Below are 21,939 nucleotides of genomic sequence, written 5' to 3'. Positions count from 1 at the left end.
ATCTCACGCACAGCCGGTTCAAATACCCCGATCCTGTTCACCACGATTGTTAAGTACTAGGACGCCGTGAATGTCTATATAGAATGTATTTACTTCCGTACTTTCCGGCCAGCGTGACGGAGGTAGCCACGTGAGCGCGACGTGTCGGCAGCGGTCGATCGTCGCCGCGCTCGAGCGCCTCGACGTGCCCGCGACCGTCGATCAGCTCGTCGACGTCCTCGTCGCGCCGTCCAGCGAGCCGGCGGGACGGCTCGAGCGATGGGGTGACGTCCACGAGGAACTCCACGTAGTCGACCTGCCGGTGCTCGATGCGATCGGCATCGTCGACTACGACAGCGAGTCCGGACTCGTCGCGCTGCCAGCCGCGGACGCCGAGCAGTCCGTTGCGTCCACGAGCGAACCGGTAACGGTCGTTCAGTAGCCGACGATCCGGGCCGCAGCGTGTGAACCGGTCACACGCTGCCGTTTGGCTCCTGCTCTTGTGAGACCTCTCGCGAGTGAATCTGGAGCCGTTGAGACGGTAGCCGCCCGCGATCATAATACTCGTATTAATACACATAGATCGACTAACCAGTATGCATTTCACTGAATATAGATTTATACGTCAGCTCGGCCTGTCTCCGTTCAATGATCCGACACCGTCCCGCGTCACCGATCGAACCGTTGCCCGAAACGATCACCTCGCCGCGTGCGAAACTGGTCTACCTCTACCTCGAGGCCGCCGACGGAGCGACGGTGGACGAACTGAATCAGGTGCTCGCGATGAAGAAGATCGCCATCCTGAGCGTGCTCGGCTCGCTGTCGACCGATGGACTCGTCGAGAAAGACGACGGCGAGTACGTGACCCGATCCTGAGACGGGCGATCGCTCTGCCTGCGGAGCGGTTCGAAGGCTTTATCCGCGCGGTAGGCCTCGATTTTCATAAGTAATCACAACCATGTCCGACAAACCCGCCTCCATGTACCGGGAGATCAGTAAGCCGGCGTACACGCGACGCGAGTACATCACCGGCATCCCGGGTTCGAAGATCGCACAGCACAAGATGGGCGACATCAGCGCCGATCCCGACGACTACCCCGTCCAGATCAGCCTCGTCCTCGACGAGGAGTGTCAGATTCGCCACGGCAGCCTCGAGGCCTCACGCCTGTCGGCGAACCGCCACATGATCAAGAACGCCGGCGAGGGCAACTACAAGATGATCCTCCGGAAGTTCCCCCACCACGTCATCCGCGAGAACAAGCAGGCGACGGGTGCGGGTGCGGACCGTGTTTCCGACGGGATGCGCCAGTCGTTCGGGAAGATCGTCGGCACCGCCGCACGCATTCAGAAGGGCGACCGCCTGTTCACCGTCTGGTGTGACGTCGACGACGCCGAGGCCGCAAAGGACGCGTTCCGCCGCGCGTACAACAAGATCACGCCGCCGTGTCGGATCGTCGTCGAGAAGGGCGAAGAGCAGCTCATCTCCTGAGACCGGAGGACTTTTCGACCGTTTCCTGCCGCGTAGCCGCCGCTCCCGATCGCTCGAGGCTGGCGACCGCACCCGCCGCCCAGCGGTCGCGACGGTTCGGCGCGCGTCTCGAGTAGCTTTTTCTCCCCCGGGGCGCAGACTCGAGTATGATCGACCTGGCGGTGGCGAACCGCGCGGAGACGTTCGAGCGGATGGCGGCGCCCCTGGCGGAGCGAGGGGTGCGCTGTCACCACGTCGCCGTGCGCGAACGGTCCGTCCCCCTGGGTGGTAAGACGCCGCTGTCGGAGACGGCGTTCGACGCCGGATTCGTCTTTCCCGGCCGACTGATGGAGGGCGGCGTCGCCGACGCCCTGCTCGGGGTTCCGTGGCTCAACGGCCGCGACGCGGTGCTCACCTCGCGGAACAAGGCGGAAGTGCTCGCCCGCCTCGAGCGGGCCGGACTCCCCGTTCCGGAGTCGGTGTTCGTCTCGAACCCCGTCTCGGAGGCGGAGCTGCGGTCGGTGTTCGACCGCTTCGATCCGCCGGTCGTCGTTAAACCGACCTCGACGACCCGGGGTGCCGGCGTCGCGAAGGCTCACGACCTCGACTCGTTTCTCGGCATCTGCGACTACCTCTCGCTGGTCCACGACTACCGGGCGACCGGCGACAAGTCGTTTCTCGTTCAGGAGTTCCTCCCCGAGGTGACGGACTACCGGGTGATGGTGCTCGAGGGGGAGTACGTCGGCGCCGTCGAGCGCAGTCTTCCCGCGGACGCGGTATCGGAGGGACGGTGGAAGCACAACGTCCACCGCGGGGCGACGGCGACCGGCGTCGAGCTTCCGGCGGAGTGGCGCGAACTCGCCGAAGACGTCGCCCGAACCCTCGAGATTCCGTTTCTGGGCGTCGACCTGCTCGTGAGCGGGGACCGGGCGGTCGTCAACGAGACGAACGCCCGGCCGACGATCGACGCGGCGACGAAGTACGAGCCGGGGTTTTACGACCGGCTGGCTGCTTCGATCGCAGCGGTTGCGGAGTCGGAGCCATAATCGCCGGTCGGGGAAGCTAACGCCGGGTCGGCCTCCGGCCGGCGACGTCGGGATCGGTACCCACCGAGAACCCCGGCTCCGACACGCGCAGCGCCGAGGGACCGTTTCGACGTCAACGTCCGGTTTCCCTCCCGAACGTCCGTGAGACGGCCGTCGGGTGCGACGCCGAGTTCCTCGTCGAGGTTCGCGATCTGGTGAATCTGAGTCAGACGATCCTCGATACGTCGACCGCCCGCGACGTCGCCGAGGCGTACGCCGGCGCCGACGCCCACTTCTTCGTCGGCCGCGGACTGCAGGCCCCAGTCGCCCTCGAGGGGGCGCTGAAGAGGAAGGAGATCACCGACGATCGCGCTCGTGGCCGGGCCCCAGGAACCACTCAGAAAGACGTTGAGTAACGTCAGCGAGACCGACGCTCGGGGAGCGCCCGTGATCGCCGTGACCGATGCGCCCGGGCGGTCGAGCGGTACACGGATTCCGTTCTCGAGGTGCCGGCGGCTCACCCGTGACTGACGCCGATTCTGGTGAACGTCCCGCCCCAGTTGCTCGCCTACTGGGTCGCCCGCGGGATAGGGCGGTCGATCGACAAGCCGCGTCACCGTGCCAAGAGCGTGACCGTCGAGTAGTGCGACCCGGGAATGGTGCGCTCTCGCTCTCGGTCGGCGACCAGTCCGTTTCACGGGCACAGTAAGTCGCGATGTCGCGTCTGTACGACGGCGCTAACAAAGCCGACCGACACCGGACTTCGAGCAGATTCATGACCGACCTCGAGCGCTCGAGTGCCGACAGCCGGGGATCCCCGCGACCGGCCGCTGACGGCGAGCGAGGCGCCGTCGCGAACGTTCTCTCGTTCGACCTCGAGCACTGGTACACCGCGACGCTCATCCGCGACGCGGTCGACGATCCGGTGGATCGACTCGAGGATTCCGTCCGCATCGTTCGCGACCTGCTCGACGCCCACGACGTCCGGGCGACCTTCTTCGTCGTCGGCGAGGTCGCCCTCGAGTATCCGGAGCTGATCGCCGCACTGGCCGACGACGGCCACGAGATCGCGAGCCACGGGCACACCCACACGCCGCTGTTCGAACTCACCCCCGAGGAGTTCGAAGCCGAACTCGCCGACAGCGCCGCCGCGATCGAGGACGCGGTCGGTTCGCCGCCGAAGGGGTTTCGCGCTCCGAACTTCTCGATCACACCGAAGACGGCGTGGGCGTTCGACGTCCTCGAGCGGTCGGGGCTCGAGTATGACTCGAGCGTGTTTCCGGTGCGGACGCCGATGTACGGTGTTTCGGGGGCGCCGATCCGGCCGTATCATGTCGATGTCGATGATCCGTTTTCCGAAGGTGTAGATGAGGGTTTGCTGGAATTTCCGCTAGCGGCGTTTCATCCGACGGCCCGAGTTCCCATTGCAGGCGGGTTTTATGCGCGTATAATGCCAGAGCGATTCATATCGAAAGGGATCTCAAACCTCAATAAATGTGAAGTTCCTGCTATACTGTATTTCCACCCTTGGGAATTTGACCTTTCTATCACGAGTACGCGATTACCGCTGCATAAAAAATTTGTTAGCTTCTATGGGATGGGTGCACTGGAACAGAAACTCGAGTCACTGTTAGCCACTTTCGACTTTGACACACTCGAGAAACAGTTAGATGTGTTATAGGTCCGGGTACAATCTTCAGGCGGTGATGATCTGATTACGCCGATTTCGGGCTGTCGATCAGTTGGCATACGGAAAACTATTTTCGACGGCTGCTGCCCCGTGGGTGAACAACTGTTCGTATTTCTGTATTGCTGCTGTCTTCGTATAGTGCTCTTCGTATGCACGTCGGGCATTTTTCCCCTGTTGATCGACGAGTGCCGGGTTCATCTTCCATTCCTCGATAGCCCGGACGACGCCAGCAACGTCACCTTGAGAGACGTGTTTGCCGATATTGTGGTTGTCAATGAGGAATGATTCATCGTCCCACGGCTGAGCGATTGCCAGGACGGGCTTCCCGGCGGCCATCGCCGTGTACGTCTTGATCGAGAGATTCACTCCTTCAAACCCTTCACGGACGGTGACAAGATGGGCGTCGCCCGAAGTGACGCTATACGGAAACACCTCTGGAGACTGAAACGGAAGGAAGTGTACCTTCGTCCCATATATTCCTCGCTTCTTGGCCAGTCGCTCGACGGTTGCCTTACTATCTCCGTCGCCGATGATGACGAATGCGACTTCTCCGTCACTGAACTCGGTAGCTGCCTCGACTACTGTCTCGAAATCGTGGTATAATCCAATGTTCCCCGAGTAGAGCAGCACGAACGAATCGTTCAGATCCAGCTTTTCACGCACCCAGTCGTCGGTTCGACGTGGTCTGATCAGGTCCCCGTTCTCCCAGTTATGGATCACCGTGATCTCCTCCGGTGTTACCGCACCACCCGTGTTTTCACTAATCCGATCCCGCATTACGACGCCGTTTGTCACGACGTGTTTCGCGTCGCAGTAGACGTGCTCTTGGACCGTTGACCAGATCGTTTCAACCACACCTCCTTCTTCGAGGTATCCCAGCTCAACCGGCTGGTCCGGATACAGATCGTGCACGATATAGGTGTACTCACATCTTCGGATTCGGCAAACGAGCCACACTGCGATAGACAAAAACGGAGGGTTTGAGACACAAACGAGTTCTCGATTGGGTTTTGGTCGACTGAACAGCAACCCAAAGAACGTTGCGGTGGTAAAGACGAACCAGTTGAAAAGCCGACGGGGAAGCGAGGTTTGTCGTACCTGTGGCGCCCTCGTTCGTCTTACGGGTACGCCTTTATACGTGGTCCGCCGTTCTTGTTTTTGGGTCGTACTGTGATGATAATTAGGTTGACTCGTATAGACCGAGATATCTATCCCACGGCGTTTGAGTCCGACTGCTAGTTCCGTCATTAACCGCCCGGAGGAGGCCGTATCCGGGTAGAAATACTCTGTCACCAGTACGTATTCGGTCTTTTCCTTGTGTATTCTCTGTCCGTTCATTAGTCGTAGGTCACTTCTCAGTTGTTCACCCCATCGTCGTAAACGATGCATTCTGTCCAGAGGGTGCGCTATTCCTCTTTTGACCGGCGCGGCCTCATAACTGATGAGTACACTAGCAACCACAATAATACGAGAGGTTCACTTCCTTTTGTTAGATTGTGATGAAAACGTCACTCTGCCCTGTAACGGAATATCGGTCCTAATGCCGTCGATCTGCCAGTTCAAGCCCTGGGTCACCAACGGTGATGTGGTTACTGCTCTCACGTGGATATACCGATTGAGTCGACGCTCTCATATGCTTTTGAATGGATACGATATTTCCCTAAAGTCCAGTGCACCGACACCGACTGCTACACCGAAGTAGATGACAAAGCCAACGGGCGGAACCACGAGGAGCGAGAGGGTGTCTGAGGGTATAATTGCAGCGAGCCCGAAGATGGCCGGTCCAGCGACAACCGCTGTGGCGATTACCCGTTGCGCTCGTATGTCCCTAATCGGATTGAAACCGATCCGGCGGGCAGCTAGTGTATGAAAGACGAACATCGATCCATATCCGATTGAAGTCGCCGCCGCAGCACCAGTCATGCCGTAAGTTGGAATGAGCGCAAGATTCAAAACGATGTTGATGCTCGCCGCGGTTCCAGTCGCGTACAGTAGCGGCTGTAAATCACCTTTTCCCTGTCCAATAGCATAAATCGGTCGTGCGAGTGCTAATCCCAGCGAACCAGGTAGCAAAATTAAGAGCGGCAAAGCTGCCGGAGTGAAGTCTGGACCGAAGTAGGCTTGTATAAATGGCCTGGTGAGCGAAGCGATACCAATTGCAATAAGAAGCGTAAACAGCAATGTATAACGCGTCGTTTGAGAGATGAGCGAGTTAATCTCGGCATATTCTCCTTTAGTCCACATTTCGGAGGATGACTGGAGGTACACCATCTGGACGGCAATTGGTGCGAACCAGAGAAATTCCGCAACCACGAGCGCCGCCTTATAATATCCCGTTTGGGTGCTTCCAACGAAGATTCGGAGTAGGAGTATATCAACATGATATAGGGACGTCATGAAAAGTGCAAGAATCACAGAGAGGGAATTGAACAGGAGAAGCTGTTGTCGGGGAAATGAACTCGGAATCCCTCCAATTACATTTTTGATGTTTATGCGGCTGAAAATTATTGTGAAACCGAGTAGTGCAGCCAACCCCAGAGATATCACATGCCCAACGAGGACTCCGAACACACCGTATCCTAAGTATGCAAGACTGATACTGAGAACGCCCCAGACAAACGCTTGGACGATGAGAAGCGGTTCAGACCGGTGTTCGAGATTGAAACCCATTAGTGTACCACGTACGACGGTGAACATCTGCTGTGCGAACAACACCGCTGGCAAAATGTAGAAATATAAAACAAAATCTTTTGAAAATATTTCTTGTACGAATCCTGCATACGTAAACACAATGATAAAAGGTATAGTTAGAACGATAAGTAATAGTGCAATACGAAAATAAAACCCGAACACGTTAGTAGCCCAATCGGTAGAGGTCGGGTCCTCCCCAATGTACTTTCGGCAACCATCGAAAATACCCTCGCTAAGGAAGATCATGCAAATTGCAATGATCGATAGCATTGTCGCGTAATCACCATACAGAGAACTTCCGAGTATTCGAACGAGAATTGGTGTTATCAGTAAGCCCAGTAACAACTCTCCGCCTCGAGAAAGAAATACAGAGGCAATACCCTGATGTAAATCTGATCTCATTGGACCTATTACACCTCTATAACGAGACAATCTGAAACCGGTATTGGGTGCCGAAAAAATCGATACAATGGTGCAAGTCGGATTGCTGGTTGAGATCAATATAACGTAGTGTTGGTCTTAATTTAGCCAACATGTTCAAAATCACCGATGCAGTGTACTAACGAAGTTTCATCGTCAGCGTTATCGTCTACATCCCCTGATGAGCCGTGGTACGTTATATGATCGACAGGGGCCTCTTCGATCAGCAGGACATTTTCGGTTATTTCGGTGTCGTGTGCGGTATCGGGCACTGGAAGTTGCATCGGCCCGGAGTCGTTGATGATATAGGCGTACTCCGCTGACGCAGTCATATCCATTTTGAGATTGCTGAGATAGAAGGGACTACTATGGCGAAGGTTCAGTATTGATTCCTCCGGTGATGATTGGTCTTCTGGCTCCCAGTGGAGTGAGTTGATGTACAACTGGTTATAGTATCCGCGTATTGCCTCTCCCGAATGTTTCCCACAATTAATCCCGTTGATTATTGCTGAAATTCCTTCGACCGAGAAAAGACGGGAGTTCTCGCCGCTGTAACTATTAGTTGGGAATGATGTGATGTAACCGAAGTAGTTAGACGCCCCGCCGGATTTCCAGTTGATCAACCCGTCTCCATCCTTTGTCGGCTCACCAGCGTCACAAGAAGTAAAATGTACGTAATTAAAACGGTTATCAAAACTCATCGCACCGTTTTCTACCCACCAGGTGACTCCGTTCCAATCTCTGAATTCCACCCGCCCGAAATGTGACATCCAAAGCCCCCGATCGCGGATTGCTACGCCAGAGGTCGGTATATTATGGCCCGGCCCGTCGAGAGTCACTCCATCGATAGCGATGTATTTAACATAGTCATCATCGGTTACCGATAGCGGAGAATCTGGATCAAAAAGGATCCCGTCGGTGTCGGGTGGAAACGAGATTGAGGTGTTTCCCCAGTATCCCTGGATGCTTGTTTTGCTAGGAAGAGTGATTGTCTCTGACTCTAGAATCTGCGTTGGTGGGAGGAGCACTCTGCCGCCCGTATCTGCGACGAGGTCAACCGCATTCTGTATTGGTCTTTCCATTTTCTCTGGGTCTATCGCGTCTGAGAGACGTACACCAGGAGCAATAGGCACAATCAAGCCGTTCATTGCTGTATGTTCGATGGACGAATAATTATCGTCGTTCAGTGAGAGGGATATTGATTCATTTTGGTCACGATCGATTTCTGCAAGCGCGAATCCGATAGTGGCACCTCCTGTAACGAGGCCGAGAACAATTAGGGCTTGTCTTCGTGTGAGGCCAATGGCAAGGAGGTCTGCGAACGAGACCTCCTTCCCATCAGGATCGGCTACTGATAGCTGTTCATCAAACGTTTGCCGTGCGATGTCTTGTATCGTTTCAAATTGGCTAGTCGTGAAAGTATCGTTCATGGTACAATAGGGCCATCGGAGCAGAGTATCGATTCCGCAGCGGGTTTTCGCCTATCTGATCGCTATATGCTGCTTCCACCTGGCACGAAGTCTCGTTCGTTAATGGATACCACGCCGACTGCCTTAATACATCCACCATACCGTAGAGCGCTGAAAAGTTGTAACAGACTTTTAGTAGTACGAGGTATTTACAACGCTGGTTGTCTACCGTTTGGTCGGTGCAATCATACATCAGATGTAGGTGGTACGATCTATCGTAACAACTGAAACGGGTTACACACTGCTCGCACGCGACGCCCGAAACCGGGCGCGCGGTGGGGCTGGCTTCGGGCGAGCCTGTGCGAGCAGTGTATACTGAGTTTCAGTAGCTACTATAGTGCTGCTTCAGCTGTGAATTGATCAGCTAACACCATTCCTTCATCGTTGCTTCACGTACTAGTTGACGCTTGAAGCGACACACTGGTGTACGGCGGGTGAGTGTCTGGATCAGCAGATTTCGTTTAGTGGTGGACGAATTGACCGATTCAATGTCCAGAGTTTGCCGGATTGCCCGCCCAGATTGTATGGAGGGGATCAATTTGGATTTTCATCATCTGAAACCATCTCTTTTAACTCTGGCCGCTGTAGTCAAAGGCCAACCCATATCTAACCGGAGAGCGTAGTTAGCCATCAACCGGAAACTCAATGTTACCCGGTCAGTTCTCGCAGAAAATTCTTTGTTCCGACGTAACTACTGGAGACAATATTAATATAACTATAATGTGGGCGTAATTAAGCGGCTGCTGGAAGATCGCTATAGGCACATGATTACTATAAGCCCCTTCCGCACGTCTTTACCATGATTAAATTGACAGAACGGATTAAACAGGTGTACGATTCCGAGGCCGAAACGTACGAAGACCGGTACCAAGGGTTTGAGGGGCGATACCTAACCGAACTCGAGACCAACTACATTATTGAACTGATAGATACGACAACCGGGTCGGTGCTTGACATAGGAACGGGCGGCGGTCGCTTTGTCCGCGTGTTAAATCGGACTGGACAGTACTCGCAACTCGTCGGCCTTGACGTTTCCGCAGAAATGCTCAAGCAGTCAAAGACACGATCTCCTCATGATTTCGTCCGGGGCGACGCATCACAACTCCCCTTCACGTCGAACACCTTTGATCTAGTAACCGCTATCGGGATTTTCGAGTATATCGAGGATCTCGTGCCCCTCTTGCGGGATATCAACCGCGTGCTTGCTCCCCAGGGACAGCTCGTATTTACTGTGCATAACCAACACCGACTGTTCCCGCGATTGGGTGAATGGGCTCCACAGCAGTATGATGTCGCGCTACACTCACTACCAGACGTACGCTTCCAACTGATGGTAGCGGGATTTACGGATACAGAGATCACATCAACGTTTTACTTCAATGAGTATGTCTGGGCCGGAATTCCCATCCTCGAGACCATTTCACAGCGACTCTCGCGTGTTTACCTCGAGACCACGATTAGTGTACAGCACTGTCTCGCTTCACTTCCCTGGACACGACATAGCGGCGGCCAGTTCATCGTCTCCGCCAAAGTACCAGTGACGCAGTCGTTCGAGTAACTACCTGCCTCCGATCCAACGTTGTCCACTACCCGGAAATAAAAGTTGAGTACTACTTCCGTTTACAGTCGTCTAACCTCCAGACTCCAGTGGCTGATCGACCTACCGCTATCGAACGTGGTCACGCGCTCTTTCCCCGACACGCCGCACCAGTTCGCGTGCTCCATACTCCTCGTAGATGCGGTATGCTTCCCTGAGTTGAGCGGTTGCAATAATTTTGCCTCGGCGAGCTTGGCGTCGGAGTAATTTCTGTTCCCTCAATAGCGTTTCCGCTCTTGTAGTCGGTTGATAGAGGCTGATTGACCAGGCTCCTACTGGATTGCAGCCGTCAACCACTACAAAGTCGTGTCCGAACTCTGTAACCGGACTGCAATCGATGTGATGCATCCCTCGGTCGTTCCACTTATGAGTGAATTGCGCCCGAAGAATCGGTGAGCCGCCGATTTCGGTGTGGCTGTACTCCGTCGGAGTCAGCCGATCTACCCGACAGCATCGAACCAGTTCTCCGTAAAGGTATCGTAGGTCCTGAAACGGGAGAAAGAGCGGTTCACCACCAATCGGACGCCCAGCCATCCGCCCCATATAGGCTGTCTCCGTGATTGGACTCTTCGGGTGGCGGATCCATGTGTCCGTACACCACTTGTCCGAAAAATACAGTTCCACGCTTGCCCCATCGTGGCTAACGAAAAGGAACCACGTATCATCTGTTTGTACCAGCGTGGGATCAATAATCCGTTTCCCTGATAACGCAGTCTCTGCCAGCACCCATGAACGCGGAAACTGGACCGCTTTATAAATTCGGAGCGAGCGTTGCGTCTCTGCCGTGTGTTCCGGCAACATATACCACTCGCCACCCGATTGGAACACATACGGATACGATAGATGGAAGGGTTCCTTAAGAATGACTTGCTGATAGCTCCAGTTCAGGCCATTGTCACTCGTTGCGTGCCCGATTACTCCCATACCGTCGTCTAAAATCTCGAAGAAGAGGTGATGAGTATCGTCGTGAAATGCGTAAAACGGATCGGCAACGAATTCGGGATTTGCACAGTCGGTAACGTCTGCAGCACTAAGAACTGGATTTGAAACGCCGTTATGTGATTCCAGTAGGGGCGCAGATCTCATGCTTACAGAACAGTATGCGAAGCACTCTAAAGTATACCTCTTGTGTAGCACTTTGTTGATTTCACAGCATGGCTTTGATCGCGTGGGCAAAGATTGTGCCAGTCTTATCGTTGAACGTACGGTCGCAATTCTTACAGAGATAGCGCTGGGAGTGCCCGCTGCCGTTCTGATCGTTGCGGTCAGAACGGCAGCGGGGACAAGAAACACCGTTATGCTATAGTAGTCGTTGAATGTCATTGCACTCCCAGTCGTGAATGTGCGGCCAGCGCGTGCCTGCTGGCCGCTCCCGTGCGACCGGTGAGTAAATCGTTTCAACGACTACTATAGCGAACCTGCTGCAATAGGTTGGCTGCGACCGATTCCGACCCAAACACATTGATCGGAATCATCTGCATCGGGCACCGCGTCAGCAGTGTCCCTGTCGTCTTCGATTCGAGAGTCACAACTGAGCAGTATCAACAATCCCTACAGAAGAGCGGTATACAGATCTTGGCTTCTGGATGCTATTGTGTGCCAGTATCAACCGTTTCTGTGGCTTCGCTGCCGTATGTGCCGCCATCATTCTTCCACAAAAGACCCATCTCCCCGGTATCGTACACCTTGTTTTCTGTTACAATCAGCTGTTCGAGCCATGTTTCGGACATCGTGATTCGTAAGAGAGTTTCCGACTGGTCGTGTGGGGTCCGATGGTCTGGCCACCGATCACGGTACAGGAACAGGCTTCGGTCGGAATCCAGCCCCTCTGATGACACATATAATGAATCGTCGGTCGCGTTATCAACCCCAAACATCTCGAGGGCTCGGGTCTCGTGTGAGAAACTCGAAATTCCGCCGTCGCTTGCTTGTGCAAACGAACTGATGTCCCGAAGCTGATTGTATTCCCCTGCCGAGAACTCCTTATCCGGCTCTGGGAGCGGCCGATCATCGTAGAGGCTCTCACCCTGGCGTACACTGTACATGTCGTCTCCGGCGATGAGTGGAGAGAGCGTTCCGAGAGCTACTAACAGAACGAGGAAAATCACTTGGGCGCTTCGTGCTCTGTGGCCCGCCTCGAGTACACGAAGTAACCCGATTCCGACGAGAAAAACGAAAAAGATCGCGAACGATAACCGAAGCCGGTCGTGTTCGGTGAGGATTGGGGATCGAAGGACGAGCGGTGCACCGAGTATACCGACGAGACAGAGTCCGAGTACGTTCGAATACCGGTCGAGCCTGGAAAGTAAGTGTTGGATCCCGAGGGTTGAGACAGTCACGAGGAGGATAAAATAGATCCCTTCAGGGGTCAAGAGACTGCGAGCTGCGGACCGAGCACTTAGCGGGGGCAACGTATACCCGAATGCATATGTGAGATTTCCGGCACCCTCTCCGGTTGAGATTACCGCTTGTAACATGATTCGGGAAAAATACAATAACTCTCCGGTAAATTGCCCTTGGACGGACCAATAAAACACAGCTAATACGCCGGTGATGATAAATACAAGCGCTTGTGGTTGACGTGCTGATGGGATGTCAGTGTAGCGATTTTGGATCCAGGGTGTGAGGAGAATAACTGCGATGATCGGTGCAAATAATAATATTGTGAGGTGATGTGTGAAAACGAGTGTGAATCCTACGATGATCCCCATCGCTATACATCTCAAATTGGTGTTCTGTATCCGACTACGAAACGCGATGTACAAGATAAACACAACGAGTGTGGTGGCAACCGTTTGTGGAACCCCACGCATCACGTAGAATGACATCCAAAACACGAGTGACATTCCTAACGCAATGATAATCGCCAACCGGGCATCTTTCAATAACATCTCCCCCAGGAGGTATATTACCACTATTGACATTACAAATGCCGAAAGCTGTACCATCACCACGGTATCGTAGGCTGGAAGATCGGTTACAGCACTTACCGTAGCGCTCAGAAGATGATACCCGGGGAAATCAGCGTACCGCTCGAGCGACGCAAGTTGACCGCTTTCTACCAACTCATTGATCCATCTCGAGTTGTGAAATATATCCCCTTCCCCGAAATAGAATCCGTTTGTTAGATATTTTGTCAGTGGTCCCAGTGAGAACAGTAGCGCAATCTGGAACAGATACGATGGGGGTGACGTTTTCGATCGAAGCTGGAGCCCTAGGAGAAGATAACCAATCGGCAGACCGATCAACAGTCCGTACAACCGGTTCGCGGTTAAAACCGCAACCGCAAGAGCGAACAGCCAGCTGATGACGAGGAGTTTCAAATAGCGATCCGTTCGCATCGTGCGATGAGACCGCTCTCCTGGTATCACGACCGCTGTGATGCTATACGCGAGAAGCAGGCCGATGAGTACGTAGCTTCCTTTGATTGCAGATATCGTCCCAACCAGTGCGTAGACCAATAATAGTACTCCGATTATTGTAAGGATTGCTATGGGATAGAACGCCTGTTCTAGAGCTTGGAGATGCTTTATACGCACAATTAGCTCATATGAAGCTCGTACTCATTCTAAAGTATTGCTACCGTATTGGAGGTAATTCACTTTTATTCTGTAAGATCCGCTTTGGCCGAGTTCATCTCCGCTCGGTCGGCTTCTGACCAATAAGATATCCTTTTCTGAGTCGGAAAATATGACTTCTAGATATAAATTTCAGTTTGCTATGAACTTTTTTCCTGATTGTTCGAAGGAGGCTTTGGTGACCTCGAGCTGTTTGATAGTGAATCCGGCAGAACTAATTAATGAACGCATTTGTGTAGGAGAAAAATGATGGGGGTGTAGCTGATCTATCCATCCGAGCTGTTTACGAACAGTGGCTGGGAGGGAAAAGCAATTGACGTCTAAATACAAATTACCTCCCGGCCGAAGGTCACGGAATGCTTCAGCGATTACATCTGCAGGTTTCTGCACGTGATCGAGTACGTTGAGTGACCAGACGAATCGAAGGTGTTCTCTGAAAACGGGAGTCGTTCACCGACCCCTGTGATTAGATGGGCGTTAGTGTCTTCGACGGTACCCAAAAATTCGACCGTCAACGGATCGATTCCAACCGAAAAACAATCGACTGGGATGTCGTGGATTCCGCCGGTGCCCGAGCCAACTGCGAGAACGCACTCGCCCTCGAATGATGCCATATTCCTGTTGGATCTCTCCTGAAAATATCTCTGTACACCATTTTTCCCCAGCAGTTCTCGTGTGCCCAACTTTTCGACTCCCTGCTTGTGCTCGTTTCCACCGGTTGACACTCACCATGGGGTTTTGACACCGTCTTTCGTACTAGAGACCTCCATCTATTATCTGGTATTTCAGAACAATCGGGTGATGCGGAGGTTACATGTGCAACCACGGGCCATCCTGTGGGTGATCAATTGGTGTACTGACATACCGTCCTACAGTTGGCGATTGTTACAGAATCCTATGTGAAAATAGATCAAATTTGATATATAGATTTATGCGCTCGTTCGATGCCATACCCTGTGTGAAAGTTGCCCTAGTATCCGGGAACCCACTATCGGTTAGAGGCGGCGCCGAGATTTACGTTCATCGGATCGCGAAATCTCTCCAGAGGCGGGGACACGACACCGTCGTGATCACGACGAGACCATACGAGGGCATTACCTCTCTCGTTCCGAAGAACGATACCTACGACGGTATCACAATTTGGCGGTTCTTCCCACTCAACGTGGCCCACGTGAGTGTGTATGAGCAACATAGTCTTCCGATCCAGGCCGGCTGGCGACTCCTCGATGCAGCAAACTTACACGCTGCTGCTGCTATCTCGTGGGTTTTGACACAAGAGCAACCAGACGTCGTCCATACGAACAACCTTGACGGGATTTCAACGCTCACGGGTCAGATCTCTCAACGGCGTGGGATACGGCACGTTCATACGCTCCATGATTACAATCTCGTCTGTCCGAACAGCAACCCACGACTCGCGTCGGTTCGCAATGCGGAGTTACGCACGGTCGGGAATCATCCCTTTATATGCGCGGTTTTCAGTCGCTTGCAACGGTTCTTGTTCGGTGTGCCCGACACCGTGATCGGCCCTAGTCGCGATGTGATCGACGAACACCGAGCGCACGGGTTCTTTCGGACTACTGTATGCGTATTACTTCGCCACGGTGTTGAGCGCGTAGTCGACGAGGTGCCACCTCCACCAGCAGCACCGACCGTCCTTTTTGCGGGACGGTTAACGAAAGCGAAAGGGGTCGAAACCGTGCTGACTGCAGCTCGGCGTCGCCCCGACATCACCTTTCACATCTGCGGAACGGGACCATACGAACGGGCCGTTCTGGATGCGGCGGTCCAACTAGACAATGTACGGTATCATGGTTTTCTTTCGCAATCCGAACTCGAGACGCTTCGTCAGGCGTCGACTGTGGCTGTCGTACCATCGCTTGTTCGTGAGACCGCCGGATTGGTTATCATCGAGGCGTTCGCACAGGGTCTACCCGTGATCGCCAGCGATATCGGCGGGTTCCCCGAGTTGATCGAACCCGGCGTAACCGGGGCGCTCTTCCCACCTGGTGACGTCGACGCGTTCCTCGCAATGACCGATGAGGTGTTGGGTCGAGACCTCCAAACACTGAAAGAGAATGCCCGACGATGGGCAACTCACTACACGCTCGATGACCACACTGACCGATTGATCGATGTATACACGAACTGATGCGATGGTAGAGTTTACAAGCCTCGGAGGGAGCTCGCGCCGATGATTTCTCACTCTAATTGTAGGAGTTCTACCTCGAACAAGCGGTCGTAACCGTCCATGAGCGTACTCCACGCGTATTGTTGTGAAAGTGCGTACGCATTCGTCGAAAGCCGCGAACGGAGTTCGGGGGAGTCGGCTACCTCCGTTATTGCTGTGATCATCGCGGCCGCGTCGTCGCATACCAGCGCGTGCTTGCCGCCAGCGATCGGCAGTCCCTGTGCTCCGACAGACGTCGTCACGATCGGGAGTCCGGCAGCCATGTAATCGAGCATTTTTAATTTTGTGCCGGACCCTCGCGGTATCGGACAAAGCCCGATATCCGCGAGTTCGAGCGCGTCGCTCAACTGTTCGACGTACCCGGTAGTATGGACGTTTGGCTGGGACGTAGGGGGTGGATTTCGCCCAACTAGTACGAACTCCATTTCTCGCAGTTGGGGTGCAAGATCGTATATGATTGTCTCGGCCGCAGCAGTATTCGGTTCGTAATCGTACGAACCGATGAATAGGCAGACGAACGAATTTGTACTGATACCTAGCTTACCAGCAAGGTCGTCGGGATCTCCTCCAGATTGTATCTCCTCGTAATCTGTTCCGTTCGGAATCACCATCGTTACGGTGTCTTGGGGTATCTCGAAAGATTTCTGGTCGTCCTCAGACTGAAATACGACGATATCTGCAACGTTAATAGATTGTTGTTCGTACCGTTTCAAGTTCTTTACCGCACGTTGGCGAAGCGGATCTGGAAAGGCTGATTGTACGAGATACTGATCCAACAAATCGAAATACGAGTTGTGCTTATTTATTAGTAGTTTCGCGTTGTGTTTCTCTGCCATTGTTCTTGCGGGAGGAATCATTTGTGGAGCCTCTGAGACGACTACATCGAATTTCACGTCTAGAGCGGTAAGACTGCGAGTGATTACGGTTGTCTGCATCCACTGAACGGGGTTTCGTTCGCCGACCACAAACCCACCGTACCAGAGGTCATTGCTCACGAACTTCCGCGTCATCATTCGCGACCGAATCGGTACAAACTCGACCGGCGCTGGAACGGAACCGCTGCCACAGTCAGGAGCGGCGAGCCACACCTCGCCCAGTTTGGATAGTCTCTCCGCCGTTCTCCACACGCGTTTTTCGGCCCCACTCGATGGCGGGTACGGCGATTTCTTATCTATTTGAAGTACATTCATATCTACTTAATTTGTCGTTTTAAACGAGGGTGAAACTGTCTTATTTCGGACCACCGTGTACCTTGAGCACCACGATAAGTACGGCTGTAATCGACGCGACGGCACCGAACCACCCACAGAGAATTGCGACTATGAACGACGTTATACCCACAGTCCCCGTCTCGAGATACCCCACGACAACCACGAACGACAACCAAAGCCCGATAAGTACGCTTACAAGCCCCGGGAGACCGAGACTCAGAACCGGATGCTGGTACGCGGCCGTCTTCGCGATGTTCGTCACGAGCGTCATTCCGTGGGAGAACGGCCCCTGGCTGCTCGAGTTCGCGACGTCGTACGAAATACTGGTCCCGACCTCCTCGATCTCGTAGCCGTACTTTCGCGCGTGGTAGAGGATGTCGGTGCTCGCGCCCATCTGGCTCTCGAGTCGGTCGTCCCCGCTGAGCGAGCGAACCGCTCGGCCGCTGTAGGCGCGAAAGCCGCTCTGGGTGTCGGAGATCCGCCCGCGGGGGCCGACGTAGCCCAGACTCACGTTCGTCAGGACGTTGATCAGCCAGAGCCCCGACCGACGCAGCGGACTGATGTCCGTCGCCGCCCCCTCGACGAACCGGCTCCCGATGACGACGTCCGCCGAGCCGGCCTCGAGCGCCTCGCGCAGTACCGGGATGTCTACGGCGTCGTGTTGCCCGTCGCCGTCGAGCGTGACGAGCGAGCGCGCTCCTCGCCGCGCCGCGTCGTCGAACGCGGTCTTGAGCGCCGCGCCGTACCCCATGTTGAAGTCGTGCCGAATGACGGTCGCTCCCGCTTCGCGCGCCCGCTCGGCCGTCTCGTCGACGCTCCCGTCGTCGATCACCAGTACGCGGTCGGCGTGTGCGGTCGCGGATTCGACAATTTCGGCGATCGTTCCCGCCTCGTTGTAGGCGGGTATCGCGACGACGTGCGGCGGTCGGCGGTCCGCTCGCCCCGATCGGTCGGGTTCCGTCGCCCACTCGAGTCGCTCGACGGGGTCGATCGGTTCGGTCGGTGCATCGCCGTCCGGATACGTGATGCTCGAGTATCCCTGCTGGGAGGCTAAATAGGCGAGAACGTCCCGGGAGACGGCGTCGTCGACGTCGAGGTCGATGTCGACGACCTGCGCACCGATCAGCCGGGCGAATCGGGCCAGTTCCGGTGACCGTTCGCTCGAGAGCGCGACGAGAACGTCGTAGCCGGCAGCCTTCGCTCGCCGAATCTGACCGATCTCGTCTATCGTACCGCCATCGGCCGACGATGCGACGATCCCGGCAACTGTACTCTCGGGCGGGCCGTATCGGTACTCCCTCTCCGCTCCGTTTTCGCGTTGCCCTCTCATTCGGTGTCTCTGGGGCTGTTCGCGACCGACTTCCGGCTACAGTTGACTGTCCTGTCCTGGCTGAGTACCGATACGCGTCTTCTCTTCTCACTACTTCAGTCGCCGTTCGAGCCCCCCTCTAAGCCTCCAAGCGTCACGGACGGCATAAACCGCTCAGACCGTTTCCGATCCGTCTCCTCCGGCAACTCGCTGTTGTCTCGCCTCGAGGGGTGGATCTCACCGAAACGGAACCGTTCGATCGCCCTCGAATCGATGACAGTCGCGTTCTTACTATTGAGGCGAAGCCGTCGGCGGACCTGCCCGACCTGTGGCGGTTTGGCTCGTCTTACGACGTCCGCTTCCTCGTACGAGCCGGCGATTCCGGACGAAATGGGATGTTTCCAGCACCAGTTCCGCAGTTCGAGAGTCACGCGGGTCACTCGTACTCGACCTTCCCCTTGCCAGGTCTGGAACCGTCGTACGGATCGTCGGGAAATACGTCTTTGGCCGGTGAAACGAACGGCGAGGATAGCGTCACGGCGGTCTCTCGGATCGCGCTACTCGAGACTGATGTCCGAGGACTGCTCTGCGGGATCGAAGACGACCTCGAGGACGCCGTTGTTGTACGTCGCCGAGGCCGTGTGTTCGTTCACGCGACGGGGGAGCGTGACCCGCTCGTCGTACTCGCGGTGGTCGCTGTGGGCGGAGATCGTGAGCGTCTTGCCGTCGCACTCGAGGTCGATGTTCTCCTTCGGGACGCCGGGGAGGTCGGCGACGATCCGGACCTCGTCGTCCGTCTCGTGGACGTCGACGTGAGTGTCCGCGCCGAACCCGGTTTCCATACTCGACTCGAAGTCGACGTCGGCGCCGCGCATCATGTCGTTCATCATCCGCTCGATTTCGCGAAACAGGTCGTCGAAGGGTTCGTCGCGGTCATCTCGGCGCATACGCGAGCGTAGCAGGCGACGCGGCAAAAACCTTCTGTCGGATCCGATACTCGCCGGCGAAACCCGGATCAGAATCCGATTCCGAGCGTCTCGTCTGTCGTCTCCATGCTCTCTTCGGCGTCGGCCGTGCCGGTGACCGCACGGATCGCGTCGACGTTCTCGGGGACGACGTCGGACTCCTGGTGGATGCCCTGGAAGAGGTAGAGGTCGTTTCCGACCGTCGAGATCGACTCCTCCCAGATGCAGTTCTCCCAGAGGTCGCCCCGCGGCCGACCGGCGTCCAAGGCGTACTCCTTGAGCTTGCCGCTGCCGTCGATGGCGGCCGTCTCGGGGATCAGGAACAGCCGCGACTCGTCGGCGAACAGCTCTCTCACCGCGGCGGCCTCGACCCCCTCCTCGAGGGTGACGTTCAGGCTGTGCATGTGCATCAGCGTCGCGGGCACTTTCATCCCGAGCGTGTCGATGTCCAGATCGGGGAAGATGGTGTTGACGTCGGGGCCGTGGTGGGAGGGCACCGTGACGGGGTTCGGCAGAATGTCGTTGATCGGCCCGCGAGAGGTCTGGCCGGGGTCGCCGCCGCGGCGGACGAGGGTCGCGCGGACTTTTTCGATGCCGTACGTTTCCTCGAGGGGCGCCACGACCCGCGAGAGCCCGGTCGTGTTACAGGAGACGACGCGGACGTGGTCGGCGTCGACGGACTCGGCGTAGTTCGAGCGGGCGTTGAAGCTCACGTCCGCCACCGCGGCGTCCTCGCCGCCCTGATAGAGCGCGGGCGTGTCGTACTCCTCGTACAGCGTCCTGTTCTCGGCGCCGATTCCCGAGGGCGTGGCGTCGACGACGACGTCGGCTTCGTCGACGAGGTCGTCGACGGGGCCGGCGATCTCGAGGCCGGCTTCCGCGAACTGGTCGGCGCGCTCCTCGATGGCGGCGTACAGCGGGTACCCCTTCTCGATGGCGGTTTCGGCCTCGAAGTTCGGACGGGTCTTCGCGACGCCCAGCACCTCCATGTCGGGCTGTTCGCGGACGGCGTCCGCGACGCGTTTCCCGATCGTACCGTAGCCGTTGATGGCGACCTGCAGCATGTACTCGCCAGTCCAGTGCCGACCCGGATAATCGTTTCGAGCGTTCCCGCGTGATTGTTACTCGCTTCGGAGTTGCTAACCGCCGTTTCGGCGATCGCGTGTGCGGGGTTAAGACACGACCAACGGCCCCTCTCGGGTACGGTTCCGGACGCGATGAGCAAGACCTATCCGCTCGCTCAGTCGACTGGTAGCCATGTCCGATCTGCAGGCGGCCGCCGAGACGGCGGTGCGACAGTGTATGGCTCTCGAGGGGGACGAATCGTGTTTGATCGTCACCGACGACAAGCGCGAGCCGATCGGCGAGGCGCTGTACGCCGTCGCCGGCGAGATCACCGACGACGCCGTGATCCTCCGGTATCCGCCGGGGCCGACCCACGGCAGCGAGCCGCCGGCACCCGTCGCCGCGGCGATGGCCGACGCTGACGTGGTGCTCGCGCCGACGACCAAGAGCCTGAGCCACACCCGCGCCCGTTCCGAGGCGAACGAGGCGGGTGCCCGCGTCGCCACCCTCCCCGGTATCACCGAGGAAGTGTTCGTCACGGGGCTCGACGCGGATTACGAGCGGATCGCCGCCCACTGCGCGGACGTCCGCGAGCAGGTCGACGGCGCGAGCGAGATTCGCGTGACGACGGAGGCGGGCACCGACATCACGTTCGATGTCGCGAACCGCGAGTTCCTCTCGGACACCGGCATCGTCCACGAGGCCGGAACGATGTCGAACCTCCCCGCCGGCGAGGTGTTCGTCAGCCCCGAGAGCGCCGACGGCCGGTTCGTCGTCGATGGCACGATGCGCCCCCACGGGCTGCTCGAGGACGGCCAGCAACTCACCTTCGACGTCGAGGACGGTCTGGTCACGCACATCTCCGACGACGAGATTCGCGAGACGGTCGAGACCGCTGCTGAGGATGTGGGCGACGCCGCCTACAACCTCGCGGAGCTCGGTATCGGGACGAACGTCGCGGTGACGGACCTGATCGGCTCGGTGCTGCTCGACGAGAAGGCTGGCGGCACGGTCCACATCGCCATCGGCGACGACGCGGGCATCGGCGGCGACGTCGACGCGCCGATCCATCTCGACGGCATTCTTCGGGAGCCGACGGTGTTTGCGGATGGTGAGGAAGTGACACTTCCTCAGGCCTAGTCGAGCGGTGTAACCGCGAGACGGGGAAGCCGTGAGGCTGCCGATGGCGAACGGCGACGAGCCGTGAGTGGTGAGGAAGTGACACTTCCTCGAGCGTAGCTCCGTGCCGAGCGGTTCAATCGCCTTTTACGGCCGTAGCGT

At 56.4% G+C, this 21,939-nt stretch carries 19 protein-coding genes and 1 pseudogene; 9 read left to right on the top strand and 11 right to left on the bottom strand.

The genetic code is table 11. The features are described 5' to 3' along the window. The first annotated feature begins 130 nt into the window (after window positions 1-130). From NMQ11_RS13525 to NMQ11_RS13500, 6 genes are all read left to right on the top strand, one after another. Window positions 131-421, top strand: a complete 291-nt coding sequence (locus tag NMQ11_RS13525) for a DUF7344 domain-containing protein (RefSeq protein ID WP_255168977.1) — start codon at window positions 131-133, stop codon at window positions 419-421. A 206-nt stretch (window positions 422-627) separates the two neighbouring features. After that, on the top strand, window positions 628-855 hold the full coding sequence (locus NMQ11_RS13520; RefSeq protein WP_255168976.1) for a MarR family transcriptional regulator: 228 nt from the start codon (window positions 628-630) through the stop codon (window positions 853-855). Window positions 856-937: 82 nt separating this feature from the next. Next, window positions 938-1,468 (top strand): 50S ribosomal protein L16, encoded by a 531-nt coding sequence (locus NMQ11_RS13515; protein ID WP_255168975.1) that lies wholly within the window; start codon window positions 938-940, stop codon window positions 1,466-1,468. A 146-nt stretch (window positions 1,469-1,614) separates the two neighbouring features. Continuing rightward, complete coding sequence (locus NMQ11_RS13510) at window positions 1,615-2,493, top strand: ATP-grasp domain-containing protein (protein ID WP_255168974.1); 879 nt, start codon at window positions 1,615-1,617, stop codon at window positions 2,491-2,493. 194 nt (window positions 2,494-2,687) lie between these two features. After that, window positions 2,688-2,888, top strand: coding sequence for a hypothetical protein (locus NMQ11_RS13505; protein WP_255168973.1), 201 nt, complete (start codon window positions 2,688-2,690; stop codon window positions 2,886-2,888). A gap of 359 nt (window positions 2,889-3,247) precedes the next feature. Beyond that, window positions 3,248-4,153 carry a polysaccharide deacetylase family protein gene (locus NMQ11_RS13500; RefSeq protein WP_255168972.1) on the top strand — a complete coding sequence of 302 codons (906 nt, stop codon included), beginning with the start codon at window positions 3,248-3,250 and terminating at the stop codon, window positions 4,151-4,153. A gap of 57 nt (window positions 4,154-4,210) precedes the next feature. Here the strand turns inward: NMQ11_RS13500 and NMQ11_RS13495 are convergent, their stop codons facing one another. The 3 genes from NMQ11_RS13495 to NMQ11_RS13485 form a co-directional block, all read right to left on the bottom strand. Next, window positions 4,211-5,410: a glycosyltransferase family 4 protein gene (locus tag NMQ11_RS13495; protein WP_255170898.1), complete on the bottom strand. Its 1,200-nt coding sequence runs from the start codon at window positions 5,408-5,410 to the stop codon at window positions 4,211-4,213. 381 nt (window positions 5,411-5,791) lie between these two features. After that, complete coding sequence (locus tag NMQ11_RS13490; RefSeq protein ID WP_345781442.1) at window positions 5,792-7,255, bottom strand: oligosaccharide flippase family protein; 1,464 nt, start codon at window positions 7,253-7,255, stop codon at window positions 5,792-5,794. Window positions 7,256-7,377: 122 nt separating this feature from the next. Beyond that, window positions 7,378-8,703, bottom strand: coding sequence for a hypothetical protein (locus NMQ11_RS13485; RefSeq protein ID WP_255168970.1), 1,326 nt, complete (start codon window positions 8,701-8,703; stop codon window positions 7,378-7,380). 868 nt (window positions 8,704-9,571) lie between these two features. On the opposite strand from NMQ11_RS13485, the gene NMQ11_RS13480 reads away from it, so the two are divergent. After that, window positions 9,572-10,300 carry a class I SAM-dependent methyltransferase gene (locus NMQ11_RS13480; protein WP_255168969.1) on the top strand — a complete coding sequence of 243 codons (729 nt, stop codon included), beginning with the start codon at window positions 9,572-9,574 and terminating at the stop codon, window positions 10,298-10,300. Window positions 10,301-10,408: 108 nt separating this feature from the next. Here the strand turns inward: NMQ11_RS13480 and NMQ11_RS13475 are convergent, their stop codons facing one another. From NMQ11_RS13475 to NMQ11_RS20200, 4 genes and pseudogenes are all read right to left on the bottom strand, one after another. Then, the gene (locus NMQ11_RS13475) at window positions 10,409-11,425 is read right to left on the bottom strand and encodes a glucosamine inositolphosphorylceramide transferase family protein (protein ID WP_255168968.1); all 1,017 of its coding nucleotides are present in this window, start codon (window positions 11,423-11,425) and stop codon (window positions 10,409-10,411) included. 79 nt (window positions 11,426-11,504) lie between these two features. After that, a pseudogene (locus tag NMQ11_RS13470) lies at window positions 11,505-11,636 on the bottom strand (transposase); the annotation flags it as partial. A gap of 292 nt (window positions 11,637-11,928) precedes the next feature. Continuing rightward, a complete protein-coding gene (locus NMQ11_RS13465) occupies window positions 11,929-13,800 on the bottom strand; it encodes a hypothetical protein (RefSeq protein WP_255168967.1) in 1,872 nt (623 codons plus the stop codon). A gap of 249 nt (window positions 13,801-14,049) precedes the next feature. Then, entirely contained in the window at window positions 14,050-14,307 is a 258-nt protein-coding gene (locus tag NMQ11_RS20200) for a class I SAM-dependent methyltransferase (RefSeq protein WP_425607689.1), read from the bottom strand. Between the two features lie 568 nt (window positions 14,308-14,875). Between NMQ11_RS20200 and NMQ11_RS13460 the strand changes: the two genes are divergently transcribed. After that, window positions 14,876-16,069 carry a glycosyltransferase gene (locus tag NMQ11_RS13460; protein WP_255168966.1) on the top strand — a complete coding sequence of 398 codons (1,194 nt, stop codon included), beginning with the start codon at window positions 14,876-14,878 and terminating at the stop codon, window positions 16,067-16,069. 50 nt (window positions 16,070-16,119) lie between these two features. Here NMQ11_RS13460 and NMQ11_RS13455 read toward each other — a convergent pair whose 3' ends face one another. The 4 genes from NMQ11_RS13455 to NMQ11_RS13440 form a co-directional block, all read right to left on the bottom strand. Further along, the gene (locus tag NMQ11_RS13455) at window positions 16,120-17,298 is read right to left on the bottom strand and encodes a glycosyltransferase family 4 protein (RefSeq protein ID WP_255168965.1); all 1,179 of its coding nucleotides are present in this window, start codon (window positions 17,296-17,298) and stop codon (window positions 16,120-16,122) included. A gap of 40 nt (window positions 17,299-17,338) precedes the next feature. Continuing rightward, window positions 17,339-18,649 carry a glycosyltransferase family 2 protein gene (locus NMQ11_RS13450; protein ID WP_255168964.1) on the bottom strand — a complete coding sequence of 437 codons (1,311 nt, stop codon included), beginning with the start codon at window positions 18,647-18,649 and terminating at the stop codon, window positions 17,339-17,341. A 536-nt stretch (window positions 18,650-19,185) separates the two neighbouring features. Further along, window positions 19,186-19,575, bottom strand: coding sequence for an Hsp20/alpha crystallin family protein (locus tag NMQ11_RS13445; RefSeq protein WP_255168963.1), 390 nt, complete (start codon window positions 19,573-19,575; stop codon window positions 19,186-19,188). A 68-nt stretch (window positions 19,576-19,643) separates the two neighbouring features. Continuing rightward, the gene (locus tag NMQ11_RS13440) at window positions 19,644-20,657 is read right to left on the bottom strand and encodes a type II glyceraldehyde-3-phosphate dehydrogenase (RefSeq protein WP_255168962.1); all 1,014 of its coding nucleotides are present in this window, start codon (window positions 20,655-20,657) and stop codon (window positions 19,644-19,646) included. 193 nt (window positions 20,658-20,850) lie between these two features. On the opposite strand from NMQ11_RS13440, the gene NMQ11_RS13435 reads away from it, so the two are divergent. After that, the gene (locus NMQ11_RS13435) at window positions 20,851-21,798 is read left to right on the top strand and encodes an aminopeptidase (protein WP_255168961.1); all 948 of its coding nucleotides are present in this window, start codon (window positions 20,851-20,853) and stop codon (window positions 21,796-21,798) included. Window positions 21,799-21,939 lie beyond the last annotated feature (141 nt).

It is taken from the genome of Natrononativus amylolyticus, assembly GCF_024362525.1.
In the GTDB taxonomy this organism is placed as follows: domain Archaea; phylum Halobacteriota; class Halobacteria; order Halobacteriales; family Natrialbaceae; genus Natrononativus; species Natrononativus amylolyticus.
The sequence above is the reverse complement of the archived record's forward strand: the minus strand, read 5'-3'. Positions and strand labels throughout refer to the sequence as shown.

Coding starts and splice junctions, on each gene's coding strand:
- NMQ11_RS13520 (WP_255168976.1), top strand. CDS start 628: ATGATCCGACACCGTCCCGCGTCACCGATCGAACCGTTGCCCGAAACG.
- NMQ11_RS13515 (WP_255168975.1), top strand. CDS start 938: ATGTCCGACAAACCCGCCTCCATGTACCGGGAGATCAGTAAGCCGGCG.
- NMQ11_RS13510 (WP_255168974.1), top strand. CDS start 1,615: ATGATCGACCTGGCGGTGGCGAACCGCGCGGAGACGTTCGAGCGGATG.
- NMQ11_RS13500 (WP_255168972.1), top strand. CDS start 3,248: ATGACCGACCTCGAGCGCTCGAGTGCCGACAGCCGGGGATCCCCGCGA.
- NMQ11_RS13495 (WP_255170898.1), bottom strand. CDS start 5,410: ATGACGGAACTAGCAGTCGGACTCAAACGCCGTGGGATAGATATCTCG.
- NMQ11_RS13490 (WP_345781442.1), bottom strand. CDS start 7,255: ATGAGATCAGATTTACATCAGGGTATTGCCTCTGTATTTCTTTCTCGA.
- NMQ11_RS13485 (WP_255168970.1), bottom strand. CDS start 8,703: ATGAACGATACTTTCACGACTAGCCAATTTGAAACGATACAAGACATC.
- NMQ11_RS13475 (WP_255168968.1), bottom strand. CDS start 11,425: ATGAGATCTGCGCCCCTACTGGAATCACATAACGGCGTTTCAAATCCA.
- NMQ11_RS13455 (WP_255168965.1), bottom strand. CDS start 17,298: ATGAATGTACTTCAAATAGATAAGAAATCGCCGTACCCGCCATCGAGT.
- NMQ11_RS13450 (WP_255168964.1), bottom strand. CDS start 18,649: ATGAGAGGGCAACGCGAAAACGGAGCGGAGAGGGAGTACCGATACGGC.
- NMQ11_RS13445 (WP_255168963.1), bottom strand. CDS start 19,575: ATGCGCCGAGATGACCGCGACGAACCCTTCGACGACCTGTTTCGCGAA.
- NMQ11_RS13440 (WP_255168962.1), bottom strand. CDS start 20,657: ATGCTGCAGGTCGCCATCAACGGCTACGGTACGATCGGGAAACGCGTC.
- NMQ11_RS13435 (WP_255168961.1), top strand. CDS start 20,851: ATGTCCGATCTGCAGGCGGCCGCCGAGACGGCGGTGCGACAGTGTATG.